Annotated in this window: 25 protein-coding genes and 1 other annotated feature; of the genes, 4 read left to right on the top strand and 21 right to left on the bottom strand. The window is 36.7% G+C overall.

Annotated features, from left to right (window positions below; translation table 11 throughout):
• Positions 1-40: 40 nt before the first annotated feature.
• Together ID741_RS04900 and ID741_RS04895 are read right to left on the bottom strand one after the other, a co-directional pair.
• Positions 41-358: a hypothetical protein gene (locus tag ID741_RS04900; protein WP_438719251.1), complete on the bottom strand. Its 318-nt coding sequence runs from the start codon at positions 356-358 to the stop codon at positions 41-43.
• A gap of 11 nt (positions 359-369) precedes the next feature.
• Entirely contained in the window at positions 370-561 is a 192-nt protein-coding gene (locus ID741_RS04895) for a hypothetical protein (RefSeq protein WP_438719250.1), read from the bottom strand.
• A gap of 281 nt (positions 562-842) precedes the next feature.
• On the opposite strand from ID741_RS04895, the gene ID741_RS04890 reads away from it, so the two are divergent.
• The 3 genes from ID741_RS04890 (at position 843) to ID741_RS04880 (ending at position 2,917) form a co-directional block, all read left to right on the top strand.
• A complete protein-coding gene (locus ID741_RS04890) occupies positions 843-1,256 on the top strand; it encodes a helix-turn-helix domain-containing protein (protein ID WP_438719249.1) in 414 nt (137 codons plus the stop codon).
• A 17-nt stretch (positions 1,257-1,273) separates the two neighbouring features.
• Positions 1,274-1,702, top strand: a complete 429-nt coding sequence (locus ID741_RS04885; RefSeq protein ID WP_438719248.1) for an ImmA/IrrE family metallo-endopeptidase — start codon at positions 1,274-1,276, stop codon at positions 1,700-1,702.
• Positions 1,703-1,774: 72 nt separating this feature from the next.
• Positions 1,775-2,917: a tyrosine-type recombinase/integrase gene (locus ID741_RS04880; RefSeq protein ID WP_438719247.1), complete on the top strand. Its 1,143-nt coding sequence runs from the start codon at positions 1,775-1,777 to the stop codon at positions 2,915-2,917.
• Between the two features lie 79 nt (positions 2,918-2,996).
• Here ID741_RS04880 and rny read toward each other — a convergent pair whose 3' ends face one another.
• The 8 genes from rny to yfmF all read right to left on the bottom strand — a co-directional run bounded on the left by rny (position 2,997) and on the right by yfmF (position 12,065).
• A complete protein-coding gene (gene rny, locus ID741_RS04875; RefSeq protein WP_218326594.1) occupies positions 2,997-4,553 on the bottom strand; it encodes a ribonuclease Y in 1,557 nt (518 codons plus the stop codon).
• Between the two features lie 233 nt (positions 4,554-4,786).
• Positions 4,787-5,842, bottom strand: coding sequence for a recombinase RecA (recA, locus tag ID741_RS04870; protein WP_218326595.1), 1,056 nt, complete (start codon positions 5,840-5,842; stop codon positions 4,787-4,789).
• A gap of 103 nt (positions 5,843-5,945) precedes the next feature.
• Complete coding sequence (locus tag ID741_RS04865) at positions 5,946-7,190, bottom strand: competence/damage-inducible protein A (RefSeq protein ID WP_218326596.1); 1,245 nt, start codon at positions 7,188-7,190, stop codon at positions 5,946-5,948.
• A 120-nt stretch (positions 7,191-7,310) separates the two neighbouring features.
• The gene (gene pgsA, locus ID741_RS04860; RefSeq protein ID WP_218326615.1) at positions 7,311-7,892 is read right to left on the bottom strand and encodes a CDP-diacylglycerol--glycerol-3-phosphate 3-phosphatidyltransferase; all 582 of its coding nucleotides are present in this window, start codon (positions 7,890-7,892) and stop codon (positions 7,311-7,313) included.
• Between the two features lie 20 nt (positions 7,893-7,912).
• Positions 7,913-8,776: a helix-turn-helix domain-containing protein gene (locus tag ID741_RS04855; protein ID WP_218326616.1), complete on the bottom strand. Its 864-nt coding sequence runs from the start codon at positions 8,774-8,776 to the stop codon at positions 7,913-7,915.
• 13 nt (positions 8,777-8,789) lie between these two features.
• On the bottom strand, positions 8,790-9,515 hold the full coding sequence (ymfI, locus tag ID741_RS04850; protein ID WP_218326617.1) for an elongation factor P 5-aminopentanone reductase: 726 nt from the start codon (positions 9,513-9,515) through the stop codon (positions 8,790-8,792).
• 1 nt (position 9,516) lies between these two features.
• The gene (gene yfmH / locus ID741_RS04845; RefSeq protein ID WP_438719246.1) at positions 9,517-10,809 is read right to left on the bottom strand and encodes an EF-P 5-aminopentanol modification-associated protein YfmH; all 1,293 of its coding nucleotides are present in this window, start codon (positions 10,807-10,809) and stop codon (positions 9,517-9,519) included.
• Positions 10,806-12,065 carry an EF-P 5-aminopentanol modification-associated protein YfmF gene (gene yfmF / locus ID741_RS04840; protein WP_438719245.1) on the bottom strand — a complete coding sequence of 420 codons (1,260 nt, stop codon included), beginning with the start codon at positions 12,063-12,065 and terminating at the stop codon, positions 10,806-10,808. Before yfmF ends, yfmH begins: the two co-directional genes overlap by 4 nt.
• 141 nt (positions 12,066-12,206) lie before the next feature.
• Here yfmF and mscL point away from each other — a divergent pair, with 141 nt between their 5' ends.
• Positions 12,207-12,632 (top strand): large conductance mechanosensitive channel protein MscL, encoded by a 426-nt coding sequence (mscL, locus tag ID741_RS04835; protein ID WP_438719244.1) that lies wholly within the window; start codon positions 12,207-12,209, stop codon positions 12,630-12,632.
• 22 nt (positions 12,633-12,654) lie between these two features.
• Here mscL and ID741_RS04830 read toward each other — a convergent pair whose 3' ends face one another.
• From ID741_RS04830 to ID741_RS04780, 11 genes are all read right to left on the bottom strand, one after another.
• Entirely contained in the window at positions 12,655-12,900 is a 246-nt protein-coding gene (locus tag ID741_RS04830) for a Veg family protein (protein WP_218326622.1), read from the bottom strand.
• Positions 12,901-13,020: 120 nt separating this feature from the next.
• A complete protein-coding gene (locus tag ID741_RS04825; RefSeq protein WP_438719243.1) occupies positions 13,021-13,566 on the bottom strand; it encodes a sigma-70 family RNA polymerase sigma factor in 546 nt (181 codons plus the stop codon).
• A gap of 68 nt (positions 13,567-13,634) precedes the next feature.
• Positions 13,635-14,159 (bottom strand): NYN domain-containing protein, encoded by a 525-nt coding sequence (locus tag ID741_RS04820; protein WP_438719241.1) that lies wholly within the window; start codon positions 14,157-14,159, stop codon positions 13,635-13,637.
• Positions 14,156-14,980, bottom strand: a complete 825-nt coding sequence (gene rlmB / locus ID741_RS04815; RefSeq protein ID WP_438719240.1) for a 23S rRNA (guanosine(2251)-2'-O)-methyltransferase RlmB — start codon at positions 14,978-14,980, stop codon at positions 14,156-14,158. Before rlmB ends, ID741_RS04820 begins: the two co-directional genes overlap by 4 nt.
• The gene (locus tag ID741_RS04810; RefSeq protein WP_218326626.1) at positions 14,970-15,368 is read right to left on the bottom strand and encodes a Mini-ribonuclease 3; all 399 of its coding nucleotides are present in this window, start codon (positions 15,366-15,368) and stop codon (positions 14,970-14,972) included. Before ID741_RS04810 ends, rlmB begins: the two co-directional genes overlap by 11 nt.
• Positions 15,368-16,777: a cysteine--tRNA ligase gene (gene cysS, locus ID741_RS04805; RefSeq protein WP_438719239.1), complete on the bottom strand. Its 1,410-nt coding sequence runs from the start codon at positions 16,775-16,777 to the stop codon at positions 15,368-15,370. The genes ID741_RS04810 and cysS overlap by 1 nt, the downstream gene beginning before the upstream one ends.
• Positions 16,770-17,303, bottom strand: coding sequence for a serine O-acetyltransferase (epsC, locus tag ID741_RS04800; RefSeq protein WP_218326628.1), 534 nt, complete (start codon positions 17,301-17,303; stop codon positions 16,770-16,772). Before epsC ends, cysS begins: the two co-directional genes overlap by 8 nt.
• 71 nt (positions 17,304-17,374) lie before the next feature.
• Positions 17,375-17,576, bottom strand: a binding site (T-box leader).
• Positions 17,573-19,030, bottom strand: coding sequence for a glutamate--tRNA ligase (gene gltX, locus ID741_RS04795; RefSeq protein ID WP_438719237.1), 1,458 nt, complete (start codon positions 19,028-19,030; stop codon positions 17,573-17,575). It overlaps the preceding feature by 4 nt.
• Positions 19,031-19,118: 88 nt before the next feature.
• Positions 19,119-20,261 (bottom strand): PIN/TRAM domain-containing protein, encoded by a 1,143-nt coding sequence (locus tag ID741_RS04790; RefSeq protein WP_438719236.1) that lies wholly within the window; start codon positions 20,259-20,261, stop codon positions 19,119-19,121.
• Positions 20,262-20,278: 17 nt separating this feature from the next.
• Positions 20,279-21,649, bottom strand: coding sequence for a DNA repair protein RadA (gene radA, locus ID741_RS04785; protein ID WP_218326631.1), 1,371 nt, complete (start codon positions 21,647-21,649; stop codon positions 20,279-20,281).
• A gap of 8 nt (positions 21,650-21,657) precedes the next feature.
• A complete protein-coding gene (locus ID741_RS04780) occupies positions 21,658-22,164 on the bottom strand; it encodes a dUTP diphosphatase (protein WP_218326633.1) in 507 nt (168 codons plus the stop codon).
• Between the last annotated feature and the right edge of the window lie 105 nt (positions 22,165-22,269).

Below are 22,269 nucleotides of genomic sequence, written 5' to 3'. Positions count from 1 at the left end.
AACTTTTGTCGCATGGCTGATTTCTTATTTAATTGGTTGTTTACGATATTTTTATCTTAGTGTTTTCAAACGCTTTTCTTATATCAGACCTTTCAATACGAACAGTAGATTTATTGCCATCACCCCAAAGCATCGGAGTAGCACCATTTGCAATTAAAAAATTAAGTTTGTCTTCTCCAATACCAAGGACTTTTTTTATTTGAGATTTAGTTGGTGCCGGAGGTAAATCCATCAACTTATCCCATATGTCCAGCTGCATACACATTTTTTCGAAAACAACAGGAACAACCATATCTGCTATTTGATTTAAAATATCATCCGGTATATAAAATTCGTTAACAACTTTTGCCTGTTTCATATTGATTCTCCTTACTTAACTCCATAAGCTTGCTTTAATTTTGAAATAATTAAATTTGATTTTGGGTCAGTTCTTTTACCTGTTAAAGCCGAAAATACTTCTGACTTACTAACATTAATTAAGTCAGCCATAGTCTGATAAGACAGTTGGTTTGCTTCTTTAAACTCGATAATTCGCTCTCTCAAATCTGTTGTATCTGGCATTGTTTTCACTCCTTTCAAATATTGTGTAAGCAAATAAGTTAGCATTTATAAATGTTTATTGACGACTGTATACCAATATGCTACAATCTGGGCATAGCAAATAAACGCAACAAAGCCTATTTTTACGTTGGGGAACGGTGTTAGGTCTTTTTTAGTTGTCTTTATTTTGCTAACTAACTTGCTTACGAGATACAGTATATATGCCAATTATCCTCAAGTCAAGATATTTGTAGCATTTTGGTATACATATTTTTTCTTTCATAGCTGAAAGGCTGATTTAAATGGGTTTGTACGAAAAAATAAAAGAGCTTGCTGATGGGCAAAAAATTTCGATACGTCGTCTTGAAGAACTATTAGGTTATGGTAATGGAACAATCAGACGTTGGGAAAAACAGACTCCTGGTGTTGATAAAATTCAAAAAGTAGCTGATTATTTCGGAGTCTCCATTGACTATCTACTCGGTCGTACTGAGAAAAAGAAATACTACGAATTAACTGAAAAAGAAAAGAATGATATTGCTATTCAAGCTGAGAAATTAATAGAGGGAATTACTAATGGAGAAAACTTGAATTTCTATGGTGAACCTGCAACCAAAGACCAAAAAGATCGTTTGCTAATTGCTATTAGAACCGCTATGGAAATGAATAAAGAAGAAGCAAAGCAAAAATTTACTCGTAAGGATTACAGAGATTAGTCGGGGGGTTGTTTAGGATGTGTAACTATATAGATAATGAATTTAAAAAACTTGTTGCTAAATATCACCCCAATGACATCTATGACTTAATCAAAGATACACACTGCAAATTGTTATATGCTGATTTAGATGAGGAAACTGGAGGATGTACTCAGACAAATAATAGATGCCATACCATAATAGTCAATTATAATTGGCCGGTATGGTATCAACACTTTGTCATTCTTCATGAATTTAGCCATATAAAATTGCACAACGGTTCTAGTACACCTTTCTTCCGCTCTATTGGCTTAGATACGGTGGTTTCAAAGATGGAGTATGAAGCTAATTCTTTAGCTATGAAATTATTAATCTATATGCAAAATGAAGAAGAAATATTCGGACTTACAAAATTTCAATTATTAGATTATTTAGGATTACCACGAGAACTAAACATTTATTTATAAATATTTGTAGTAGCCATTAATAATTTTTTTTGCATTTATAAGAACGTGTGTTCGTTAAAGGAGGACAATTTTATGGCAATGATAAAACAATATCAGAAGAAAAATGGTGACAAGGCATGGTATTTCAAAACGTATCTGGGTATTAATCCAGCTACAGGAAAAAAACAATATACGACGAAAAGAGGTTTTAGAACACAGAAAGAAGCAAAAATTGCTTTAGCTAGACTTGAATTACAAGCTAAGGATAACAAGTATACACCGCAATCAAACGTGACATACGGAGAAGTTGCAGTTATGTGGTTGAAGAGGTATAAAAATACTGTTAAAGAAAGTTCCTACAATAGAGTTTACGCTATATTTCAAAGTAATATACTACCTTTATTTAAAGAAAAAAGAATTTCACAAATTACTATTCCTTACTGTCAGAACGCTGTGAATCAATGGTATAAAGAATATAAAAGCTATAAAGCAATAAGATCTTATGCATCAGACGTCTTTGAATATGCGAAAGATTTACGGTATATACATGATAATCCAATGACTCATGTTCCTGTTCCAAAAAAGAAAAAAGAAGTAACAGGAGAAAAGAAATTTTTTGAAAAAAATGAACTAGAAAGATTTCTCAAATGTTGCTCACAAGATAGCTATCCTTTAACCTATCCGATATTTAGACTTTTATCTTTTTCCGGTATGCGTAAGGGAGAACTTCTAGCCTTAACATGGAATGATATTGATTTTGAAAATAAAAATATCAAAATCACAAAAACAGTATCAAGAGATTACCAAGGTCGTCCGATAATTACTGATCCAAAAAATCATAGCTCTAATCGTCAAATTTCTTTAGATCAAGAAACTATCAACGTTCTAAAAAAATGGAGAAAAAATCAAAGAGAATATTTGCTTAGTTATGGCTTCAATTCGTTAAAACCTGATCAGTTAGTATTTTCTAGTAAATCAAATCTGATACTAGATCATGCAAGAATTAATCGTCTATTAAGAAGAATATGTAAAACTAACAATATTGAAGAAATAAAGGTTCATGGACTTAGACACACTCACTGTAGCCTCTTATTTGAAGCGGGTTTGTCTATTCAGGAAGTTCAATACAGGCTAGGTCACAGCAACCCAAGAACAACGCTCGGAATATATTCCCATGTAACAAAAAAACAAAAAGAAAATTCTGCTGATAAATTTGCTGAATATATTAACTTTTAAAAGTATGGTCAAAAGTATGGTCAAAATAAAAAAAGAAGCGCCAAACCCTTTTATATAAAAGGATTTAAGCGCATTATAACTATTTCGCGTAATCTGTTGCTCGGGTTTCTCGAATAACAGTTACTTTGATGTGTCCTGGATAATCCAACTCATCTTCAATCTTACGACGAATATCACGAACTAAACGAACGGCATCTAAGTCAGAGATTGCTTCTGGTTTAACCATTACTCGAACTTCGCGTCCAGCTTGAACGGCGAAGCTTGATTCGACCCCTTCAAAACCGTTGGAAATATTTTCCAAGTTTTCTAAGCGACGAATATAGTTTTCCAATGATTCGCTACGGGCACCCGGTCGCGCTGCTGAAACTGCATCGGCAGCTGCTACCAAAACAGAAATAACTGAAGTCGCTTCAGTATCTCCATGGTGAGAAGCAATAGCATTGATAACCGTTGAATTTTCTTTGTATTTCGCTGCTAACTCGGCCCCAATTTCAACGTGAGAGCCTTCAATCTCGTGATCCAACGCTTTCCCAATATCATGTAGCAAGCCGGCTCTTTGGGCTAATTGGACATTTTCGCCCAGTTCAGCTGCTAGAATACCGGTCAAGCGAGCAACTTCGACACTGTGATCTAAGACGTTTTGGCCGTAACTTGTTCTAAAGTGCAAACGACCTAAAATCTTAATTAAGTCAGGATGTAATGTATGGGCGCCAACTTCAAAGGCTGCCTGTTCACCATACTCACGAATCCGTTCATCCATTTCTTTTCGAGATTTTTCAACCATCTCTTCAATACGAGCCGGATGAATCCGACCATCTTGAATCAGTTTTTCCAACGTCATACGGGCAATTTCCCGACGAATTGGATCAAAGCCTGACAATACAACTGCTTCTGGTGTATCATCGATAATTAAATCAATCCCAGTTAATGTTTCAAGGGTACGAATATTTCGACCTTCACGACCGATAATCCGACCTTTCATTTCATCATTTGGTAAGTTAACTACTGAAACAGTTGTTTCTGAAACAGCATCAGCACCAGAACGTTGAATCGCCATCGCCAATAAGTTTTTCGCTTTACGATCCGCTTCTTCTTTGGCTCTTTGTTCTGATTCTTTCACCATAATGGTCAACTCTTGATTTAATTCTTCTTCCGTCGTCTGCATGATGATCTCTTTGGCTTCATCTTTAGTCAACGAAGCAACTTGTTCAAGTTTTACTTGTTGTTTCTCAATCAGTTGTTCTACTTCTTGTTCTCGCTCGTCAATTAATTGCTGTCTAGCACTAATTCTTGTCTCTTTGTCTTCCAGTGAGTGCTCACGCTTCTCTAGAGAGTCGTCTTTACGATCAATCGACTGTTCTCTTTGAAGCAAGCGATTTTCTTGTAGTTTTAATTCTTGTTTGCTTTCTTTCAACTCACTTTCAATTTGTGCGCGATACTGCTGGTTTTCTTCTTTGGCCTCTAACAAAGCTTCTTTTCTTAGTGTTTCTGCTTCTTTATTGGCTTGATTAATGATGCCTCTTGCTGAAGTATGAGCACCTTCAATCTCTTTATCATGGCGCGATTTTGCCACCATAAACCCTAAACCAAGACCGACAATTAAAAAGATGATAGCGAGGAGAATAGGAACTAACATGAAATCCACCTCCGTACTATCGTATTATAGTTATCTGTAGTTTTTCTTGATAAACGTCATTAAAATTATCAATATGCCTAACTTGCATACGTGCGAAATACGCACAAGTATATTTTACTTTTTGTCTGATAGTGTGTCAACTTAATTTGGCTTGTTAACAAGCCTTTACAGAGAAATGACTAAAAAACAAAAAAAGTTGCGGCCAAAATAAATTGATCGCAACTCTCTGCTTTTTATTCATCTTCTAAAGGTAGTTCTTCTTGACCAGCTACTTCAACTTCTTCGCCTTCACTACCCGGTTCGCCTATCCCAAAAGCTGCCCGAACTCTTTGAGAAACTTCCGCCATCATATCAGGATGTTCCCGCATATAATTCTTTGCGTTTTCTCGACCTTGACCGATACGTTCGTCTTTGTAGCCATACCAAGCACCGCTTTTATCTACGATATCTTTTTCGACAGCCATATCTAGTAATTCGCCTTCTTGTGAAATTCCTTGACCATACATCAAGTCTACTTCAGCAACTTTGAAAGGTGGTGCTACTTTATTTTTAACTACTTTAATTTTCGTCCGGTTACCAATAATATCCGTACCGCTCTTTAACTGTTCTGCTCGGCGTACCTCTAAACGAACAGTTGCGTAAAACTTCAAGGCACGTCCACCCGGTGTTGTTTCTGGATTCCCAAACATTACGCCAACTTTTTCCCGAATTTGGTTGATAAAGATTGCGATTGTTTTCGTTTTATTGATTGAACCTGATAATTTACGTAGCGCTTGCGACATCAAACGAGCCTGCAAACCAACGTGAGAAGCTCCCATTTCACCATCAATTTCTGCTCTAGGTACTAAAGCAGCCACCGAGTCAATAACGATAATATCAACTGCACCAGATGAAACTAACGCATCTGCAATTTCTAAACCTTGTTCACCAGTATCTGGTTGTGATAATAATAAATCATCAATTTTTACGCCTAATTTTTCAGCATATTGTGGATCTAAGGCATGTTCCGCATCAATAAATGCAGCGGTTCCGCCTTGTTTTTGGACTTCAGCAATCGCATGTAATGCGACTGTCGTCTTACCAGAACTTTCAGGTCCATAAACTTCTACAATCCGACCACGAGGATATCCGCCGACACCTAATGCGACATCCAACGCTAGTGAACCACTAGGAATAGTTGAGATTTGTGTATCAACCTTTTCCCCTAATTTCATAATGGAGCCTTTACCAAAATTCTTTTCTATTTTCTTTAAAGCATTGTCTAATGCTACTTTACGATCTTCAGCCAAGAAAAATCCTCCTTGATATTATAATTTCCGTCAGTCAACATGATTAGTTTAGCGGTTTAAAGTGAGAAATGCAAGCAAAAAGCGAACAAACATTCGTATTTAATTATTTATTTAAAATTGCGCGGCGCAACATGTCTAAACCTTTCATGACAGAACTTTGTCTAATGTAGGCGCGATCTCGACTAAAAGCTTTCTGTTCAATAACTGTTTCGCCATCTTTTTGTGCTACTGCAATAAAAACAGTTCCTTTAGGCTGACCTTCTAATGGATCTGGACCAGCTACGCCAGTAAAGGCTACTGCATAATCTGTATTTGCTAATTCTCGAGCTTTTTCAGCCATGACACCTGCAATTTCTTTACTAACTACTCCATATTCTTCAATTAACGTTGAATCGATTCCTAAGAAGTTTTCTTTGGTCTCATTGGAATAAGTCACAAATCCTCCCGGAAAGACTTCAGAAACCCCTGGAACGTCCGCTAGACGAGCTTGGAATGCTCCAGCCGTCAAACTTTCAGCGGCTGTGACACTTTTTTGATGTTCCTTTAATAAATTTACGACCGTTTCTTCTAAACTATTGTCGTCACCATACCCGTAGAAGTATTCTCCTTCAACTGCTAATATCTCAGCTTCCACCTGATCTAGCAAGGTTTTTGCAGAAGCATCATCTTCGGTTTTTGCAGTAATGCGCAAGGTCACTTCATTTGGTTTAGCATAAGGTGCAATCGTTGGATTGGTTTGATTTTCAATCATTTCTGCTAAATCTGTCACAATTTGTGACTCACCAATTCCATAAAAACGCAAAACGCGAGAAGTTAGTTTTTCATGAACACCAAATTTTTCTACCAATAATGGCGCCGCTTGTTCACTGAACATAGGTTTTAATTCACTTGGCGGTCCAGGTAAAATAATATAGTTATTTTTTTCTCCTAGATACAAACTACCAATTGCTAAACCGGTTCGATTTGGCAGAGGAATCCCGCCTTCAAGCGTTTCAATTTGTCGTATGTTATTCGGTGTCATCGGTCGATCACGACTACCAAAAAATTCATTCATATGGTCCAATGCAGCTTGATTTCGAACGAGCTGAATTCCTAAATGGTCAGCCAAAACATTTTTTGTCAAATCATCATCAGTTGGTCCTAAACCACCACATAAAACAATTAAATCACTTCTTGAATCCGCTAAAACCAATAACTCTTCTAAACGTTTTGGATTATCTCCCACAACAGTATGATAATAAACTTCAATTCCTAAATCAGCTAATCCTTCAGAAATAAAAGTCGCATTTGTATTAACAACCTGTCCTAACAAAAGTTCTGTTCCTACTGCAATAATCTCTGCTTTCATTCTCTTCACTTCTTTCTTAAAATACGCTATTTGAGTCTATCATACCAAAAAAAGTCTAAAAAACTTGTCATTTTCGTCTGAAATCAAAAAAACGCCAGCAAAAATTGCTGACGTAACTTTTTACATTGACCCCTTGAACAAATGCGCATTCTTTGCAAAATAATCATAGCCAGAATAAATCGTAAAGAACAGACATACATAAAGCATGATTTGATCCATTGGAATACCAATAAAATTAAAAGGTATGTTATTAAGATACAATAAAATAATTCCAACCATTTGTGTCACAGTTTTGATTTTTCCAGGCATTGCAGCAGCCATCACGCCACCGCCTTGTTCAACTATTAAAGTTCGCAAACCAGTGACTGCTAGCTCTCGGCAAACAATAATCGCAATGACCCATGCAGGTGCTTTTCCTTGGCTTACCAAAATAATAAAAGCAGTCATCACAAGCATTTTATCTGCCAACGGATCAGCAAATTTCCCAAAATTAGTAACTAAACCTCTGGCGCGGGCAATCTTTCCATCGAGATGGTCAGTATAACTAGCCACTGCAAAGATAATTGCGCCAATTAATTGTGTCACTGGGAGTTGGGCGTTGCCGGCAGTTAACGTTCCTAAATCAATAGGTGCTAAGACAACAATCATAAACAGTGGAATCATAAATATTCGGACCACTGTCAGCTTATTTGGTAAATTCACGGGTCAATCCCTCTTTCTTATTACGTATAGTTAATTGTTAAATCAATTGTTTTCGAACGTTCTGAATTGTTCGCTTGAAAATCTAGATCGGTATCGTTTGCTTGGATTGTTAAATAACTAGCAACTCCAACTGAAATACTGGCGGAAGTTGTGCCCTCTGGCAAATCAAACTCAGCCGATTGGCCTGCTTCGATTGTTTGTTGGAAACTCAAGCTGCCGTTGACTGACAGACCTACCCAAACACGATTTTGCGCATTAAATTTAATTTTTAAAGGCGCAGCTACTTGATCTAGTGTGACCGCGGCAGTACTGCTGGAATTGCTGGTTACATTTTGGCTCATTGTCGGTGCTTCAACCGATTCCGAGGTTGAAGCTTCAGTTGTTTCTTCCGTTGAGCTGCTGCTTTCGGTTTCTGACGTACTACTACTAGAATTACGCTCAACTTCTACTGAACTAGCATTTAAAATAGGCTGATCATTGTTGTCTAAATAACTAACATAGCCAACAATTACGACAATCGCAAGCGCTACTAAACCTAAAATAATCATCGGCATTGTCGCGATTAAACGACGCCGAACTTTCTTTTCTTTATATTTATTGGTTCGTTGACTTTCTATTTCTTCAACTTTTGGATAGGTTGGTAAAATCTGATCCTTTCCATCATACACAGCTAATATATATCGACCATCTAATTTCACTGCATCCGCATATTGTTTTAAAAATCTACGTACATAAAATTCGCTTGGTATTTGACCATAATCATTTTCTTCAATCGCTTGTAAATATCTTTTTTGAATCTTGGTGATTTGTTGTAATTCATCAAGACTTATATTCTCACTTAATCGGGCGTCCCGTAATGTTTCTCCTAAATTTTTTATAGCCACAGACTTCTACTCCTTATTCCATCCAACCACCGGCTATTGGCAAGATGATTCCGGTAATATAGCTAGCTTCTTTCATAAATAAATAACTGCAGGCATTGGCAATTTCCTTTGGTTCAGCTAATCGTCCCAAGGGAATTTCTTCTGTTAAAGTAGCTAATTCTTCCATTTGCCAATTCTGGTTCATCGCTGTTTTGACCGCTCCTGGCGCAACAACATTGACAGTAATACCTAAAGTTGCAACTTCTTTTGCATAAGCTTTAACAAAGCCTTCTTGTGCACCTTTCACAGCACTGTAAACAGTCTCCATACTGCTACCGCGATGTCCATATACTGAGCCGATAAAAATAACACGTCCTCTTTTACTGCGGGCGAGTTTTTCTTGTAAGGCCTGTAATATTAACAAAGGTGTTTTTACATGTATTTGCCATAAGTTATCGATCTGTTGTCCTTGCATTTCTGGCAATAATTGATAATAAGTAAAGCCTGCTGCAAAAACAATGCCATCAACTTGAAATAAATTTTTAAAAAAAGCGGCAAGATCATTCTCCGCTAGCATGTTTAAGGATACCACAAAAAAATCCTGCTGAGGATAACGTTCCTGTAAGTCTGAAGCAAAATTTATAACTTTTTCTGCTTGTTGATAATAATGCAAATATAATGACCAGCCGGCCGATGCCAATTCTTCACAAATTGACATCCCAATATCGCCGCTGGCCCCCATAATTAAAGCTGTTGTCATCTTAATCTTCCTTCAACATATAAAAACGACTGAAATTTTCCGCTTGAATAAATTGTTCCCCTGCTGCCAAAATATCAGTCAAAGTAATGTTTTGAATAATCTCTGGCATATCAAATAAAGTCCACTCGCCATATAAAGAAGTCGTAAATTGATTAGCTACATATTCTAATGAATTCAGTGACTGGAAATATTTTCCTAACATTTTTTTCTTCAACAATTCCAGATTCGCTTCATTAATTTCAGGGTCATTACGGTAACCGATCAGAATAGCTGTAATATGGTCGGCTAATTTTTCTGGTGTTTCGCTATCGCCGCCAAAGTCAGCGAAGTAGAACGTCCGGTCTAAAGAAAATTCATAACCAAAGCTATCATCTAACAAGCCTTCATTATATAAGCGCAAGAAGTTTTGTGATGTATTCCCCAGTAGTAATTGGAACAATAAATCAACAGATAATTTAAAGACCAATCGTTCGCGATCATCTTGTGGTAATTCTTTTACACCTTTAATACCTACTAAAGCTTTAGGAATAGCAATATTCATTTTTTCTTCCCGCAGTTTTTGAATATCTTGGCTATCTTCTGCAGGATAACGGCGTAAAATCTCAGTTGGTTCTGAAAATGTCTTACTGGCTTGATTGTCTCGAATAAAGTCCATCAATTCTTCTGGTTCTAAGTTTCCCACAACAAATAATGTCATATTGCTAGGATGGTAAAAGGTATTGTAGCAAGTGTATAAATCTTCTGCAGTGATTTCAGCAATTGAATCAATCGTTCCAGCAATATCGATATGTAGCGGATGTTTAGGATACATATTTTTTAAAATCCCGAAAAATTGTTGCCAATTCGCATCATCTTGATACATTTGAATTTCTTGGCCGATAATACCTTGTTCTTTTTTTACTGACTCTTCTGTAAAATAAGGGGTCTGCACAAAATCCAACAGTGTTTTCAAATTCAACTCCAACTGATCACTGGTGGAAAATAAATAACTGGTTCGGGTAAAACTAGTAAAAGCATTGGCAGAAGCGCCTTGTTCACCAAATTTTTGAAAAACATCACCATCTTCTTTTTCAAACATTTTATGCTCTAAAAAATGGGCAATTCCGTCTGGTACTTTCACAAATTCCGTTTTCCCCCGCGGAACGAACTCATTATCAATCGAACCATAATTGGTGCTAAATAAAGCATAGGTTTTATGATAATCAGCTTTTGGTAATAAATAGACTGTCAAACCGTTGGGCAAAATTTCTTTATATAAGGTTTCATTAATTGTTTGATATTCTTGTTTAATCATTTGTCTCCTCCTTCTAAAAAGAAGATTGCTTGTAAAGTAACTTTTTGAGCGACTTTTTCAACATCTTTTTTGGTCACGGCTGCTAAACGTGCTAGCCACTCATCATCTGTTAATTGACTTTTTGGTAACCATTGCGCCAAGTAATGAGTTTCAATTAAATTTTGCACATGGTCAAGTCCTAATAAATACTGATTTTTCAGCATTGCTTTGGTTTGTTGAAAAGCCAAGTAAGTAAAATCACCATGCTGTAGGGCTATCAACTGTTCAGAAATTAAACGTAAAACTTTTTCTCGATTGCTGCTTTCAATTCCTGTTTGGACTTGCATGTATCCTCTAAAGGTATCAAAAGAGCTAGAAGCATAATAAGCTAAACTTTCCTTTTCTCGGACATTCATAAATAATTTCGAATGAGGAAATCCACCAAATAAACCATTAAAGACAATCAACGCAAAACGATCAACATCTTCATAATAAGTATCTGTTGAATAAGCCAAATTTAGTTTCCCTTGTTGAACAGAATCTTGCATTTGACGTTCAGCAATCACATTGCTGATTGTTTGTGAATAGTAAATGTCTGGGCTGTTTACAGTTCGATCAGCAAAAGGTAATAATTGTAAAAGTTTGATTACTTCCTCTTCTTCAACGTCACCCACTACAAATAAATCCACTTGGTCTTCAGCAATCATTTGCTGATAGTATTCAGCAATTATTTCACTGGTTAATGGTTTTAAATCAGCTAAATTACCGAAGCTAGGTTTCTTTTGTGCTTCCTCTTTGAAATACGTTTCTTGTAAAGCCAAAGAAGCCAAGGTTTGCTTATCTTCAGTTAAACTTTCCAAATAACTCTGCATGTTTTCTTTTTCAATCGCAAAAGTTTGTGGATCAAAAGCGCCATCTTTAATATTTGGGAAGAATAAAATTTCCTTTAGAAAATCCACTATTTGCGGTAATAATTGATCATCATTTACGTATTTTCCATTTACCACCGAGATACCTACATTTAACCAATGTAAATTACCTTTGCGGCCAACATTTGAACCAAAACTAGCGCCATAAAGCTCCGCTAAGCGGGCACTTAATTGGGTTTGATCAGGATAGTTTAAGGAGTTGGTTTCTAATAAATTAGATAATAATGCGCGTTTCGTCACAGTTTCAGTATTCAAAGCTGTTGTAAAACGACCATAAATTTGGATTGTTTTATATTTTTTTGTTGGTAAAATATGTACTCTTACACCTTTTTTTAATTCCAGCATCATAACACTCCTTTTCTTTGTCTAACATTTCAAGTATAGCATAGAGAACTAGATTCAGTGATCTAGCACCTTCTCACAGTTCGCAAATTTCAAAAATTTCTAAGTTTTCGATATACTAAAAGATGTTGAAGGAGGATGAAAAATATGCTTAAAGAATTTCGTGACTTTTTAATGCGTGGGAATGTTTTAGACTTGGCTGTTGGGGTCGTTATTGGGAGTGCTTTTACCGCCATCGTAACCAATGTAGTCAATGGTGTGATTACACCATTAATTGGGTGGTTTGTCTCTCTAGTAACAAATGGCCAAAAATTAGATGATGCAACTTCTGTCCTAGATTGGACACCTGTCAAAGGAGTAACTTTTGCTTTTGGTGATTTAGCTAGCGCCATTATTACTTTTATCATTACTGGATTTGTTTTATTCTTAATCGTAAAATTTGCTAATAAAGCCAAAGATTTAAACAAAAAACAAACCGCCGAAGAAGCGGCTCCTGCTGCGCCTACTGCTGAAGACTATTTAGCAGAAATTCGCGACTTGTTAAAAGATAAAAATAAAAAAACTATGGAATAAAATTTCCATAGTTTTTTTATTTTTATATTGCTTCACTTAAAAATTCGATTTCCACGGTTTGTGTTAATACATCTGAGTAGCTGTATGAAACACGTTCAAAAGAATTTTCCTCTGGATCCAAATCAACTACAAACACAGATGGATAAGTCTCAGTTAAGATTCCCTTGCGTTGTGTTTGACGTTTTCTGCCTGTTTGCGCTACAAGCATAATTTGGCTACCGATCCGGTCTTCCAAATTTTTCTTAATCGTTGCTAAAGTTGTTGGCATTGTACAGTTCACCTCAGGCTATACTATAACACAAATTATACAAGTCAACAATAGTATCATAAGAGAAATTTCATTGCAAGAAATATTTATTAATAATTAAGCGTACAAATACTCATCATTTTAAAAGGTGATTTCTGTTTTAATTTTATTTTTTACTCGATTCAGCGCATTACTGACCTTTCTTTCTTCTTGATCAACCATCGAACTGATTTCATCTAGATTATAACCTTGAATATAGTAATGGAGTGTTTGACGTTCCAGATCAGACAGTTGAATTCTATTATGATCAAACTGATCACAGATGGACACTTGCTCTTCGATATACTCATTATAAAAAAGATAATCAGTAAATAATTCTAAGCCGCTATTTTCAATTGAAATTGACTGATGTAACGCTTTTCTTTTTTTAGCTTCTTGTTTCCTTAATAAAGAGCAAATATGATTTTCTAAAACTGTCTTATAATATAATCCAAAAGTCGTTCCTTGGTCTTCTTTATAAGTTTTAATTGCTTTTAATAAAGCTAACCGTCCTTCTTGTAGCCAATCGTCAGACTCAAAATCACGAATATAATAGCGTGTCCGCATTCGAAAAATAACCGGTGAATACTTATCAAATAATTCTTCAAAACAATCACTTTCCTTGATCGCGTCCTTCTCTGATTTCATCTGTTCTCCTCCTTTAACTAGAGGATACTAACTTTTTGAAATAAGAGGAGCGCTTTACACGAATTTGACTAATCTTGGCTCAATTCGTCCCTTTTTTTAGACAATTTTTGCAACTGCCTCTCATCCCACGGAGAATTTCGCCGATAATCTTGAAAAAAAACATCTGCAGTTTTTCCAGCAATTGCTTTTTCAGTTGTTTCAATCGCTTTATATAATTCTCGCGCCGATGTTCGCAAGGCTCCTTGAGAAAAAATAGTCCATTGTTCTGCCATATCACTAGTCGCTACCGTAACCTGCGTCAGACGCGTATTCAATTCTCCAGCGGTTCGTTCAATATAACTATCCGCCGTCTCATCTTCTTTAGTAAAAACTACTGTCAACTGGTATTTTGAAAAACTTTGGGTAATCCCAGGGACAAATTGGGCATCAAAAACAACTATAATTTCTAATCCTTCATATTTAGCATAATTAGATAACCGATTTAGCAAATCTTCCCGTGCCTCTTCTAGTCGATCTTGGTTTTTCAAGCTAACAAGCTCAGGCCAGGCACCAATCATATTATAGCCATCGACAATCAAAATTTGCTTTTTCATGTCAAATCACTTCTTTTCCGCAACACTTCATACATTAATAAGCTAGCCGCAACGCCGGCATTCAAGCTTTGTACATGTCCTTCCATTGGAATGGCTAACATTTCATCAACTTCTTTTTTCAAACCAGCACTCATTCCACGACCTTCATTGCCAATAATTAAAGCAATTGGACCATTGACTTGCCATTTCCGGTAATCAGTGCCTTCCATATCGGTACCAAAAATCCAAAAACCAGCATCTTTTAATTGCTGAACTGTCTGGGAAAGATTGGTCACTCTTGCAATTGGTACATATTCCACGGCACCAGTTGATGCTTTGGTAACCACCGGTGTGATCCCTACGGAACGATGTTTTGGAATAATCACACCACTGACATTACTAGCGTCAGCTGTTCGTAAAATCGATCCAAAATTATGAGGATCTTCCAAACTATCTAAAATTAAGAAGAACGGTTCAGATTCTTTAGGATTTTTTTCTAATAATTCATCCAAACTCAAATATTCATAAGGGGTAATTGCTAGAATAATTCCTTGATGAACTCCGCCGTCACTTAAAGTATCTAATTTTTGTTTAGGTACCCATTTTAAAGGCACCGCGTGTTCTTTCGCTAAGCTTTTTAATTGATCAATTTTGTCACTATGAGCATCTTCTTGAATAAATAATTTATTACCGCGACCTGCTTGCAAAGCCTCTACTGTAGCATGATGACCAAAAACAAAATTATCATCTGCTTCTTGTAAATGTTCTGATTCAGTTGTTTGAGCCGGTCTTTTTTTATTTTTTGGGAATTTTTCTTTGTAATTGCGCCGTTTATCTTTCATTGGTTTCACCTACTTTTTTGATGCACCAAGAAATCAATTCTTCCAAGCGCTCTTTTCTTTCCAACAGATGCAAATAGCCCATCAAGGCTTCAAAGCCAGTTGATCTGCGGTACGTCATAATATCAGTATTTTTTGCAGAAGTATAGCTTTTGGCATTACGCCCCCGCCGATAAATACCTGCTTCTTCTTCTGATAACATATTTTCTGCTTCCATTTGTTCAATTAAAAATGCTTGTGCTTTAGCGGAGACATAATGAGTCGCCATATGATGTAATTTATTCGGTCTCGTTTGGCCTTGCCGCACCAAATAATCACGAATATAGGTTTCGTAAATCGCATCTCCCACATAAGCTAAAGCCAAACCATTTAATTGTTTATAATCTGCCATTATTCCCGTCTCCATCTCGTGCCTTGTGGGGTATCTTCCAAGACAATTCCTTGTTCCTTCAACAAATCACGAATTTCATCACTACGAGCAAAATCCTTATCTTTGCGAGCTTGATTTCGTTCATTAATCAAATCATCAATTTCCTGATCCAATAAATTTTCCGCTGCAAAAATAATGCCAAATACTTCTAACATTGCTTTATATTCAGACAGAGCTACTTCTAAAACAGCTATCGAAACTTCAGTCTGTTCACTATAAGTATTCAACCACTTAACAAATTCATAAACGACAGTGATTCCGTTAGCAGCATTAAAATCATCGTCCATTTCTTGCATAAAGCGAGATTTCAATTCAGCGATTTCTGCAAATTTTACTGCATCATCGCTTAATTTTTCAACAGCTGAAGTGAAGCGAAACTCCGTATTCTCCAATGCTGTTTTTATTTTTTGCAGATTCACCTGGGCATCTTTCATTGTCCCTTCGCTGTAACGAATCGGTCGACGATACTGAGTTGTTGCCATAAAAAAGCGCAAAACTTGTGGATCAATTTCTTTAATAATGTCATGAACGGTCGTAAAGTTCCCTAAAGATTTACTCATTTTCACATCATCTTCACCGACTGTAACGTAACCATTATGCATCCAATAATTAGCAAATTTTTGGTCTGTTTTAGCTTCACTTTGGGCAATTTCATTTTCATGATGGGGAAATTCCAAATCTTGTCCACCACCATGAATATCAATCGTGTCACCTAGATGTTTAGTCGCCATCACAGAACATTCAATATGCCAACCCGGACGACCAGCACCCCAAGGAGATTCCCATGAAATTTCATCTGGTTTAGCACTTTTCCATAAAGCAAAATCTAATGGATCTTCTTTAATATTTTGTTCAGCACCAGTTCGTTGACTGGCACCAATTTCTAATTCATCAATACTTTGATCACTTAATTCACCATAATGAGTAAATTTGCGGGTTCGATAATAAACATCCCCATTCACCTCGTAGGCGTATTCTTTAGCAATCAATACTTCAATAAATGCAATAATGTCGGGAATATGATCCATCACGCGAGGATGTAAAGTCGCTTTTTTGACATTTAAAGCATTAGTATCTTCTTCAAAAGCAGCAATGAAACGATCCGCCACTTCTGGAGCTGAAATTTTTAATTCTTTTGCTGCTCGAATAATTTTATCGTCAACATCAGTAAAGTTTGAGACATAATTGACATCGAATCCGCGGTATTCAAAATACCTACGAATCGTATCAAAAGCAATCGTACTGCGGGCATTTCCAATATGAATATAGTTATAAACTGTTGGTCCGCAGACATACATATGGACTTCATTTTCTTTAATCGGAACAAAATTTTCTTTCTCCCGCGTTAAAGTATTGTAAATTTTAATCATGATGAACCTTCTTTCCATTTAATCGAACAATTTCAGCTGGTACGCCTACTACTGTTGCGTGAGCAGGAACATTGTGTAGCACGACTGAACCAGCACCGGTTTTTGCATATTCGCCAATTTCGATTGGTCCTAAAACTTGTGTATGGGCTGAAATGAATGCTCCTTTGCGAACAGTTGGGTGGCGTTTACCAGAATCTTTTCCGGTACCACCTAATGTCACACCATGAAACATTACCACATCTGTCTCAATTTCCGCTGTTTCACCAATCACTACAGCCGCTCCATGGTCAATAAAAACTCCAGGTGCTATTTTTGCACCCGGATGAATCTCAATATTGGTTAAAAAACGCCAAAATTGTGAATTTATCCGTGCCAACAAATGCCAGCGATGACGATATAGAAAATGCGATAGTCGATGGAAAAATAACGCGTGAAACCCTGGATAAGTCAAAATAACTTCAATGCTGGATTTTACGGCTGGATCATTTTTCTTTGCTACTTTTAAAGCTTGTTGCCACCAATTCATTCCCTTCAACTCCCTTTTTGATTCAACTCTTTTTTTTAATATGTAAAAAAAGCGCGTCCTTCGAGTATAACTCAAAAGACGCGCTTTGCGTGGTTCCACTTTTCTTTACAGATTCTTCTGCCTTCAAGCAAATAACGGCTGCGACCGTTTTTAGCTACTTATCGCTAAAACCACTCCAAGATGCATTTCGTCAAATATTATTTGGTTACTTTCAGCTACCGCAACCTCTCTGGAAAATAAAATTTGCTTACTTTTTCTTATCAACGTGTTTAAATGACTTGATTTAAATGTGCTAAAGCTTTTTCTTTACCTAATAATTCAACAGTTTCTGGTAGTTCTGGTCCGTGTGTTACGCCACTTACTGCTACCCGAATCGGCATCCATAAAGCTTTTCCTTTTACACCTGTCTCTTTTTGCACAGCTTTAATCGCTGCTAAAACACTAGCTGCGTCAACTGTATTTAATGCAGACAATTGTTCTTTAAAAGCGGCTAAGACCATTGGTACTGTTTCATCTGCCAACACAGCTTGTGCTGCTTCATCTAAAACTGGATGTTCTTCAAAGAAAAGATTGGATACTTCGACGATTTCGGCTGCATAACTCATTTGTGGTTGATATAATGCCACAACACGTTTCACCCAAGCTTTTTTGTCAGCATCTGGATTTTCTTCTACTTTACCGGCTTTGATTAAAAATGGCAATGCCAAATCTGTCAAATCATCTAAATCCATAGCTTTAATATAACTGTTGTTGACCCATTCTAGCTTTTTAGCATCAAATGAAGCTGGTGATTTACTCAAACGAGCAGTGTCAAAAATCTTGATTAATTCTTCTTTCGAAAAGATTTCATCTTCGCCGACTGGTGACCAACCTAACAACGCAATAAAATTAAACATCGCATCTGGCAAATAACCTAAATCACGGTATTGTTCGATAAATTGTAAAATACTTTCATCACGTTTACTTAATTTTTTACCTGTTTCAGTGTTGATAATTAAAGTCATGTGACCAAATTGTGGTCGTTTCCATTCAAAAGCATCATAAATCATTAATTGTTTTGGCGTGTTGGCAATATGATCATCGCCACGTAAAACATGAGTGATTTTCATCATGTGGTCATCTACTGCTACTGCAAAATTATAAGTTGGCATGCCATCCCGTTTTTGAATGACAAAATCGCCACCAACATTATCTGATTCAAAATTAATTTCACCTTTCACAATATCGTTAAAAGTATACGTTTCATTGCGAGGTACACGGAAACGAATGACTGGTTTCAAACCAGCGGCTTCTTTTTCTGCTTGTTCTGCTGGCGTTAAATGCGCGCATTTCCCAGAGTAGTGAGGCATTTCGCCGCGTGCACGTTGCGCTTCACGTTCTTCTTCTAATTCTTCTGGCGTACAATAACATTTGTAAGCAAGATTAGATAATAATAATTGATCGATTAGTGGTTGGTAAATGTCACTACGTTCAGATTGGCGGTAAGGACCGTATTCTCCTGGTTTTTCTGGACTTTCATCCCAGTCAATACCTAGCCATGCTAAGTTTTCTAATTGAGATTTTTCACCATCTTCGATATTTCGTTTTTGGTCTGTATCTTCAATCCGAATAATAAATTCACCATCGTTATGGCGAGCAAATAAATAATTAAACAAAGCTGTTCTAGCGTTTCCAATGTGTAAGTGTCCTGTTGGACTTGGTGCGTAGCGTACACGAATTTTTGACATGTCTTTTCCTCTTTCCCAGGTAACAAAGATTTTTTGCCTTATTCCCAAATTTTACAATCAAAGTCCAATTTAGTAAAGGACAGTAGGTCTATTTTCCTTGAAACTCAATTTTTTTCTCAGGACTATCATCTTTAATGTTGCGACTCGAATGAGCAGGTTTTGCAAAAATCATTCGACCAGCTGCTGTTTGCAACGCACTGGTGACCACAACTTCAATATGTTCGTTCATATAGTGTTGGCCATCTTCCACGACTACCATCGTACCATCATCAAGATAAGCAACACCTTGTTGACGTTCTGTTCCAGCTTTTACCACCAATACATTCATCGTTTCTCCAGGAATGACCACTGGTTTAACAGCATTCGCTAAGGCATTAATATTTAGAACAGCCACATTTTGAAATTCTGATACTTTATTTAAATTGTAATCGTTAGTAACGATGACCCCATCTAACAATTTAGCCAATTTAATTAATTTACTATCAACTTCACTAATGTCTTCAAAGTCACCATCGTACATCTCCACTTGAATATCTTCTTCTTTTTGCAAAGCATTTAAAATATCCAAGCCACGACGACCTCTGACACGTTTCAAACTATCACCAGAATCGGCGATATATTGTAACTCATATAACACGAAATTAGGAATCATCAAGACACCTTCTAAAAATCCTGTTCGTGCAATATCATAAATCCGTCCGTCGATAATCACGCTAGTATCCAAGATTTTATATTTACGGAAATTGTCTCCCGCTTTTCGCTCTAAAACCTTGTTTTCATTGCTCTCTTCAGTCTTTTTCTTAGTAGAGAAAATTTTTCGCCACTCATCAATTCGAGTCGTTCCCACACGAAAACCAAAGTAACCTAATAAAATCATCAACAATACTGGTAACGCACTATTGACAAAAGGAATCGGTAATCGATTTAATGGTGTTGCTACAATCAAACCTAGTGTCAAACCTAGAATGGTCCCAATTGCACCAAATAGTAAATAAGTCAGACTAAATTCGTTTAACCGTTTTTCGATGGTTTTTAATCCAGTTGAGATAGGATCAGCAATGACTAAAGATAATAAGAAGAAAATAATTGCACCGATTAAGCCATTGGTGAAGGTATTATTCAACCACATGTTGCCACCTTGTCTTAGGGCCATCCACGCTAGTGGTAAAAAGGAAATGCCTAAGCTCATTCCCACTAACGTAATAATGACCACTAAAATTCTTTTTTGCATGTGTTTCTCGCCTCCTTTTATTTAAATACTTTTTTCAATGTTTCAGCTAATGTTGTAACTGCCACTAATTCAATACCTTTTGGCGGCGTCCAATCACCTAGATTATTCTTAGGTAGATAAATCTTTTTAAAACCTAATTTTGCCGCCTCTTTTACCCGTGATTCAACACTAGAAACGCGTCGTACTTCACCAGTTAGACCAATTTCACCGATAAAACATTCATTGGATGCGGTGCCTTTTTCTTCATAGCTTGAAGCAATTGCAACTGCTAAAGCCAAATCAATCGCTGGTTCATTTAATTTTACGCCACCTGCTGCTTTTAAAAAGGCATCTTGGTTTTGCAATAATAATCCTGCTCTTTTTTCCAGAACTGCCATAATTAATGAAACGCGATTAAAATCCAACCCTGTAGTGGTCCGTTTAGCATTACCAAAAACAGTCGGTGATACTAAAGCTTGAATCTCAACCAAAATTGGTCGGCTGCCTTCTAAAGCTACGACAATTGCTGAACCAGTCGCACCAGCCAAGCGTTCTTCTAAAAATACTTGTGAAGGATTAGCAACTTCTACCAGTCCCCGTTCTCGCATTTCAAAAATGCCAATTTCATTAGTAGAACCAAAACGGTTTTTAACTGCCCGCAAAATTCGGAAGCTGTGGTGTTTTTCGCCTTCAAAATAAAGCACTGTATCCACCATATGCTCCAACATGCGCGGTCCAGCAATATTTCCTTCTTTAGTTACATGCCCCACAATAAAAATCGCAATTCCATTGGTTTTTGCAATCTTCATTAATTCGGCAGTGGTTTCTCGGACTTGGCTGACTGAACCAGCAACACTAGTAATATCTGGTTGCGTCATGGTTTGAATCGAATCGATAATCACATAATCTGGTTTAAGTTGTTCAATCGCATGAGTAATTTCTGCCATATCTGTTTCTGCATATAAATAAAAATCAGTATCGCTAGAACCCAATCGTTCTGCCCGCAATTTTATTTGTTGGGCACTTTCTTCGCCGGAAACATACAATACTTTCCCGCCAGTCGCAGCTAATTGATGAGACACCTGTAAAAGTAATGTTGATTTCCCAATCCCGGGATCTCCACCAATTAAAACCAATGATCCTGGAACAACACCGCCTCCTAAAACCCGATTTAATTCAGCTAATTCTGTTTGAATTCTGGTTTCTTTTGTGAAGACAACATCTTTTAATTTTGTAGGCTGCGCTTTTTCACCGGTTAAACTTACGCGATTACGCCGATCTTCCGTGTCTTGTTGAATTTCTTCAACTAGAGTATTCCATTTGCCACACTGTGGGCATCGTCCTAAATATTTAGGTGAAACGTAACCACAGTTTTGACAAACAAATTGAACTTTTGCTTTTTTTGCCATTGAATCACCTACTCTTTACCAGATGAACCAAAACCGCCGGTGCGTTTTTCATTTGCCACATCGTTATCGGCTTTTAAGAATGGTAAGAAAATGCCTTGCCCAATCCGTTCACCTTTTTTTATTTTGACATCAGTTAATCCAAAATTAGAAAATTGGAACATAATATGTCCTTCATTGTCTGGATTATTATAATAGTCACTATCGATCACACCGACACCATTGCTTAACACTAAAAAGCGTTTTAATGGATTACTGGAGCGATTAGCTAATTGTAAATACTCATCTTCGCCCATGTAAGACTTGATTCCAGTTGCTACTAATACAGGTTTTACTAACTTTTCATCGACCGTTTTATTACTAACAAAATGATGAATTAATTGTTTCCAAACTGCTGGAATAACAATATCTTCGGCGGCTTCAAAATCATAACCAGCGGCATTTTCAGTTGCTCGCTGCGGTAATTGAATATTTTGATCCTTGAAAGCTGAAACTACTTCAAAGCCTCTTTTTCTCATCTAAACGCTCCCTCTAAACATCAATGTTTTATATTATCATTTCTTGCTGTTTTCACTTCAATCGTTTTTTGATTACCTGAGCAAACACAATAAAATAATGTATCC

The organism is Enterococcus sp. AZ103, from assembly GCF_051714685.1.
Lineage (GTDB): Bacteria > Bacillota > Bacilli > Lactobacillales > Enterococcaceae > Enterococcus_A > Enterococcus_A alishanensis.
This window is presented reverse-complemented; position numbering and strand designations above follow the sequence as displayed.

Coding starts and splice junctions, on each gene's coding strand:
- ID741_RS04885 (WP_438719248.1), top strand. CDS start 1,274: ATGTGTAACTATATAGATAATGAATTTAAAAAACTTGTTGCTAAATAT.
- ID741_RS04890 (WP_438719249.1), top strand. CDS start 843: ATGGGTTTGTACGAAAAAATAAAAGAGCTTGCTGATGGGCAAAAAATT.
- ID741_RS04810 (WP_218326626.1), bottom strand. CDS start 15,368: ATGGCAGATTATAAACAATTAAATGGTTTGGCTTTAGCTTATGTGGGA.
- ID741_RS04825 (WP_438719243.1), bottom strand. CDS start 13,566: ATGAAATCAGAGAAGGACGCGATCAAGGAAAGTGATTGTTTTGAAGAA.
- ID741_RS04820 (WP_438719241.1), bottom strand. CDS start 14,159: ATGAAAAAGCAAATTTTGATTGTCGATGGCTATAATATGATTGGTGCC.
- rlmB (WP_438719240.1), bottom strand. CDS start 14,980: ATGAAAGATAAACGGCGCAATTACAAAGAAAAATTCCCAAAAAATAAA.
- radA (WP_218326631.1), bottom strand. CDS start 21,649: ATGGCAAAAAAAGCAAAAGTTCAATTTGTTTGTCAAAACTGTGGTTAC.
- rny (WP_218326594.1), bottom strand. CDS start 4,553: ATGTTAGTTCCTATTCTCCTCGCTATCATCTTTTTAATTGTCGGTCTT.
- gltX (WP_438719237.1), bottom strand. CDS start 19,030: ATGTCAAAAATTCGTGTACGCTACGCACCAAGTCCAACAGGACACTTA.
- ID741_RS04830 (WP_218326622.1), bottom strand. CDS start 12,900: ATGCCAACAACTTTAGCAACGATTAAGAAAAATTTGGAAGACCGGATC.
- ID741_RS04865 (WP_218326596.1), bottom strand. CDS start 7,190: ATGAAAGCAGAGATTATTGCAGTAGGAACAGAACTTTTGTTAGGACAG.
- ID741_RS04895 (WP_438719250.1), bottom strand. CDS start 561: ATGCCAGATACAACAGATTTGAGAGAGCGAATTATCGAGTTTAAAGAA.
- ymfI (WP_218326617.1), bottom strand. CDS start 9,515: ATGACAACAGCTTTAATTATGGGGGCCAGCGGCGATATTGGGATGTCA.
- epsC (WP_218326628.1), bottom strand. CDS start 17,303: ATGAATTGGTGGCAACAAGCTTTAAAAGTAGCAAAGAAAAATGATCCA.
- ID741_RS04880 (WP_438719247.1), top strand. CDS start 1,775: ATGGCAATGATAAAACAATATCAGAAGAAAAATGGTGACAAGGCATGG.
- cysS (WP_438719239.1), bottom strand. CDS start 16,777: ATGATTAAAATTTACAATACTTTAACGCGGGAGAAAGAAAATTTTGTT.
- ID741_RS04780 (WP_218326633.1), bottom strand. CDS start 22,164: ATGAGAAAAAGAGGCTTTGAAGTAGTTTCAGCTTTCAAGGATCAAAAT.
- ID741_RS04900 (WP_438719251.1), bottom strand. CDS start 358: ATGAAACAGGCAAAAGTTGTTAACGAATTTTATATACCGGATGATATT.
- ID741_RS04790 (WP_438719236.1), bottom strand. CDS start 20,261: ATGCAAAAAAGAATTTTAGTGGTCATTATTACGTTAGTGGGAATGAGC.
- mscL (WP_438719244.1), top strand. CDS start 12,207: ATGCTTAAAGAATTTCGTGACTTTTTAATGCGTGGGAATGTTTTAGAC.
- yfmF (WP_438719245.1), bottom strand. CDS start 12,065: ATGATGCTGGAATTAAAAAAAGGTGTAAGAGTACATATTTTACCAACA.
- yfmH (WP_438719246.1), bottom strand. CDS start 10,809: ATGATTAAACAAGAATATCAAACAATTAATGAAACCTTATATAAAGAA.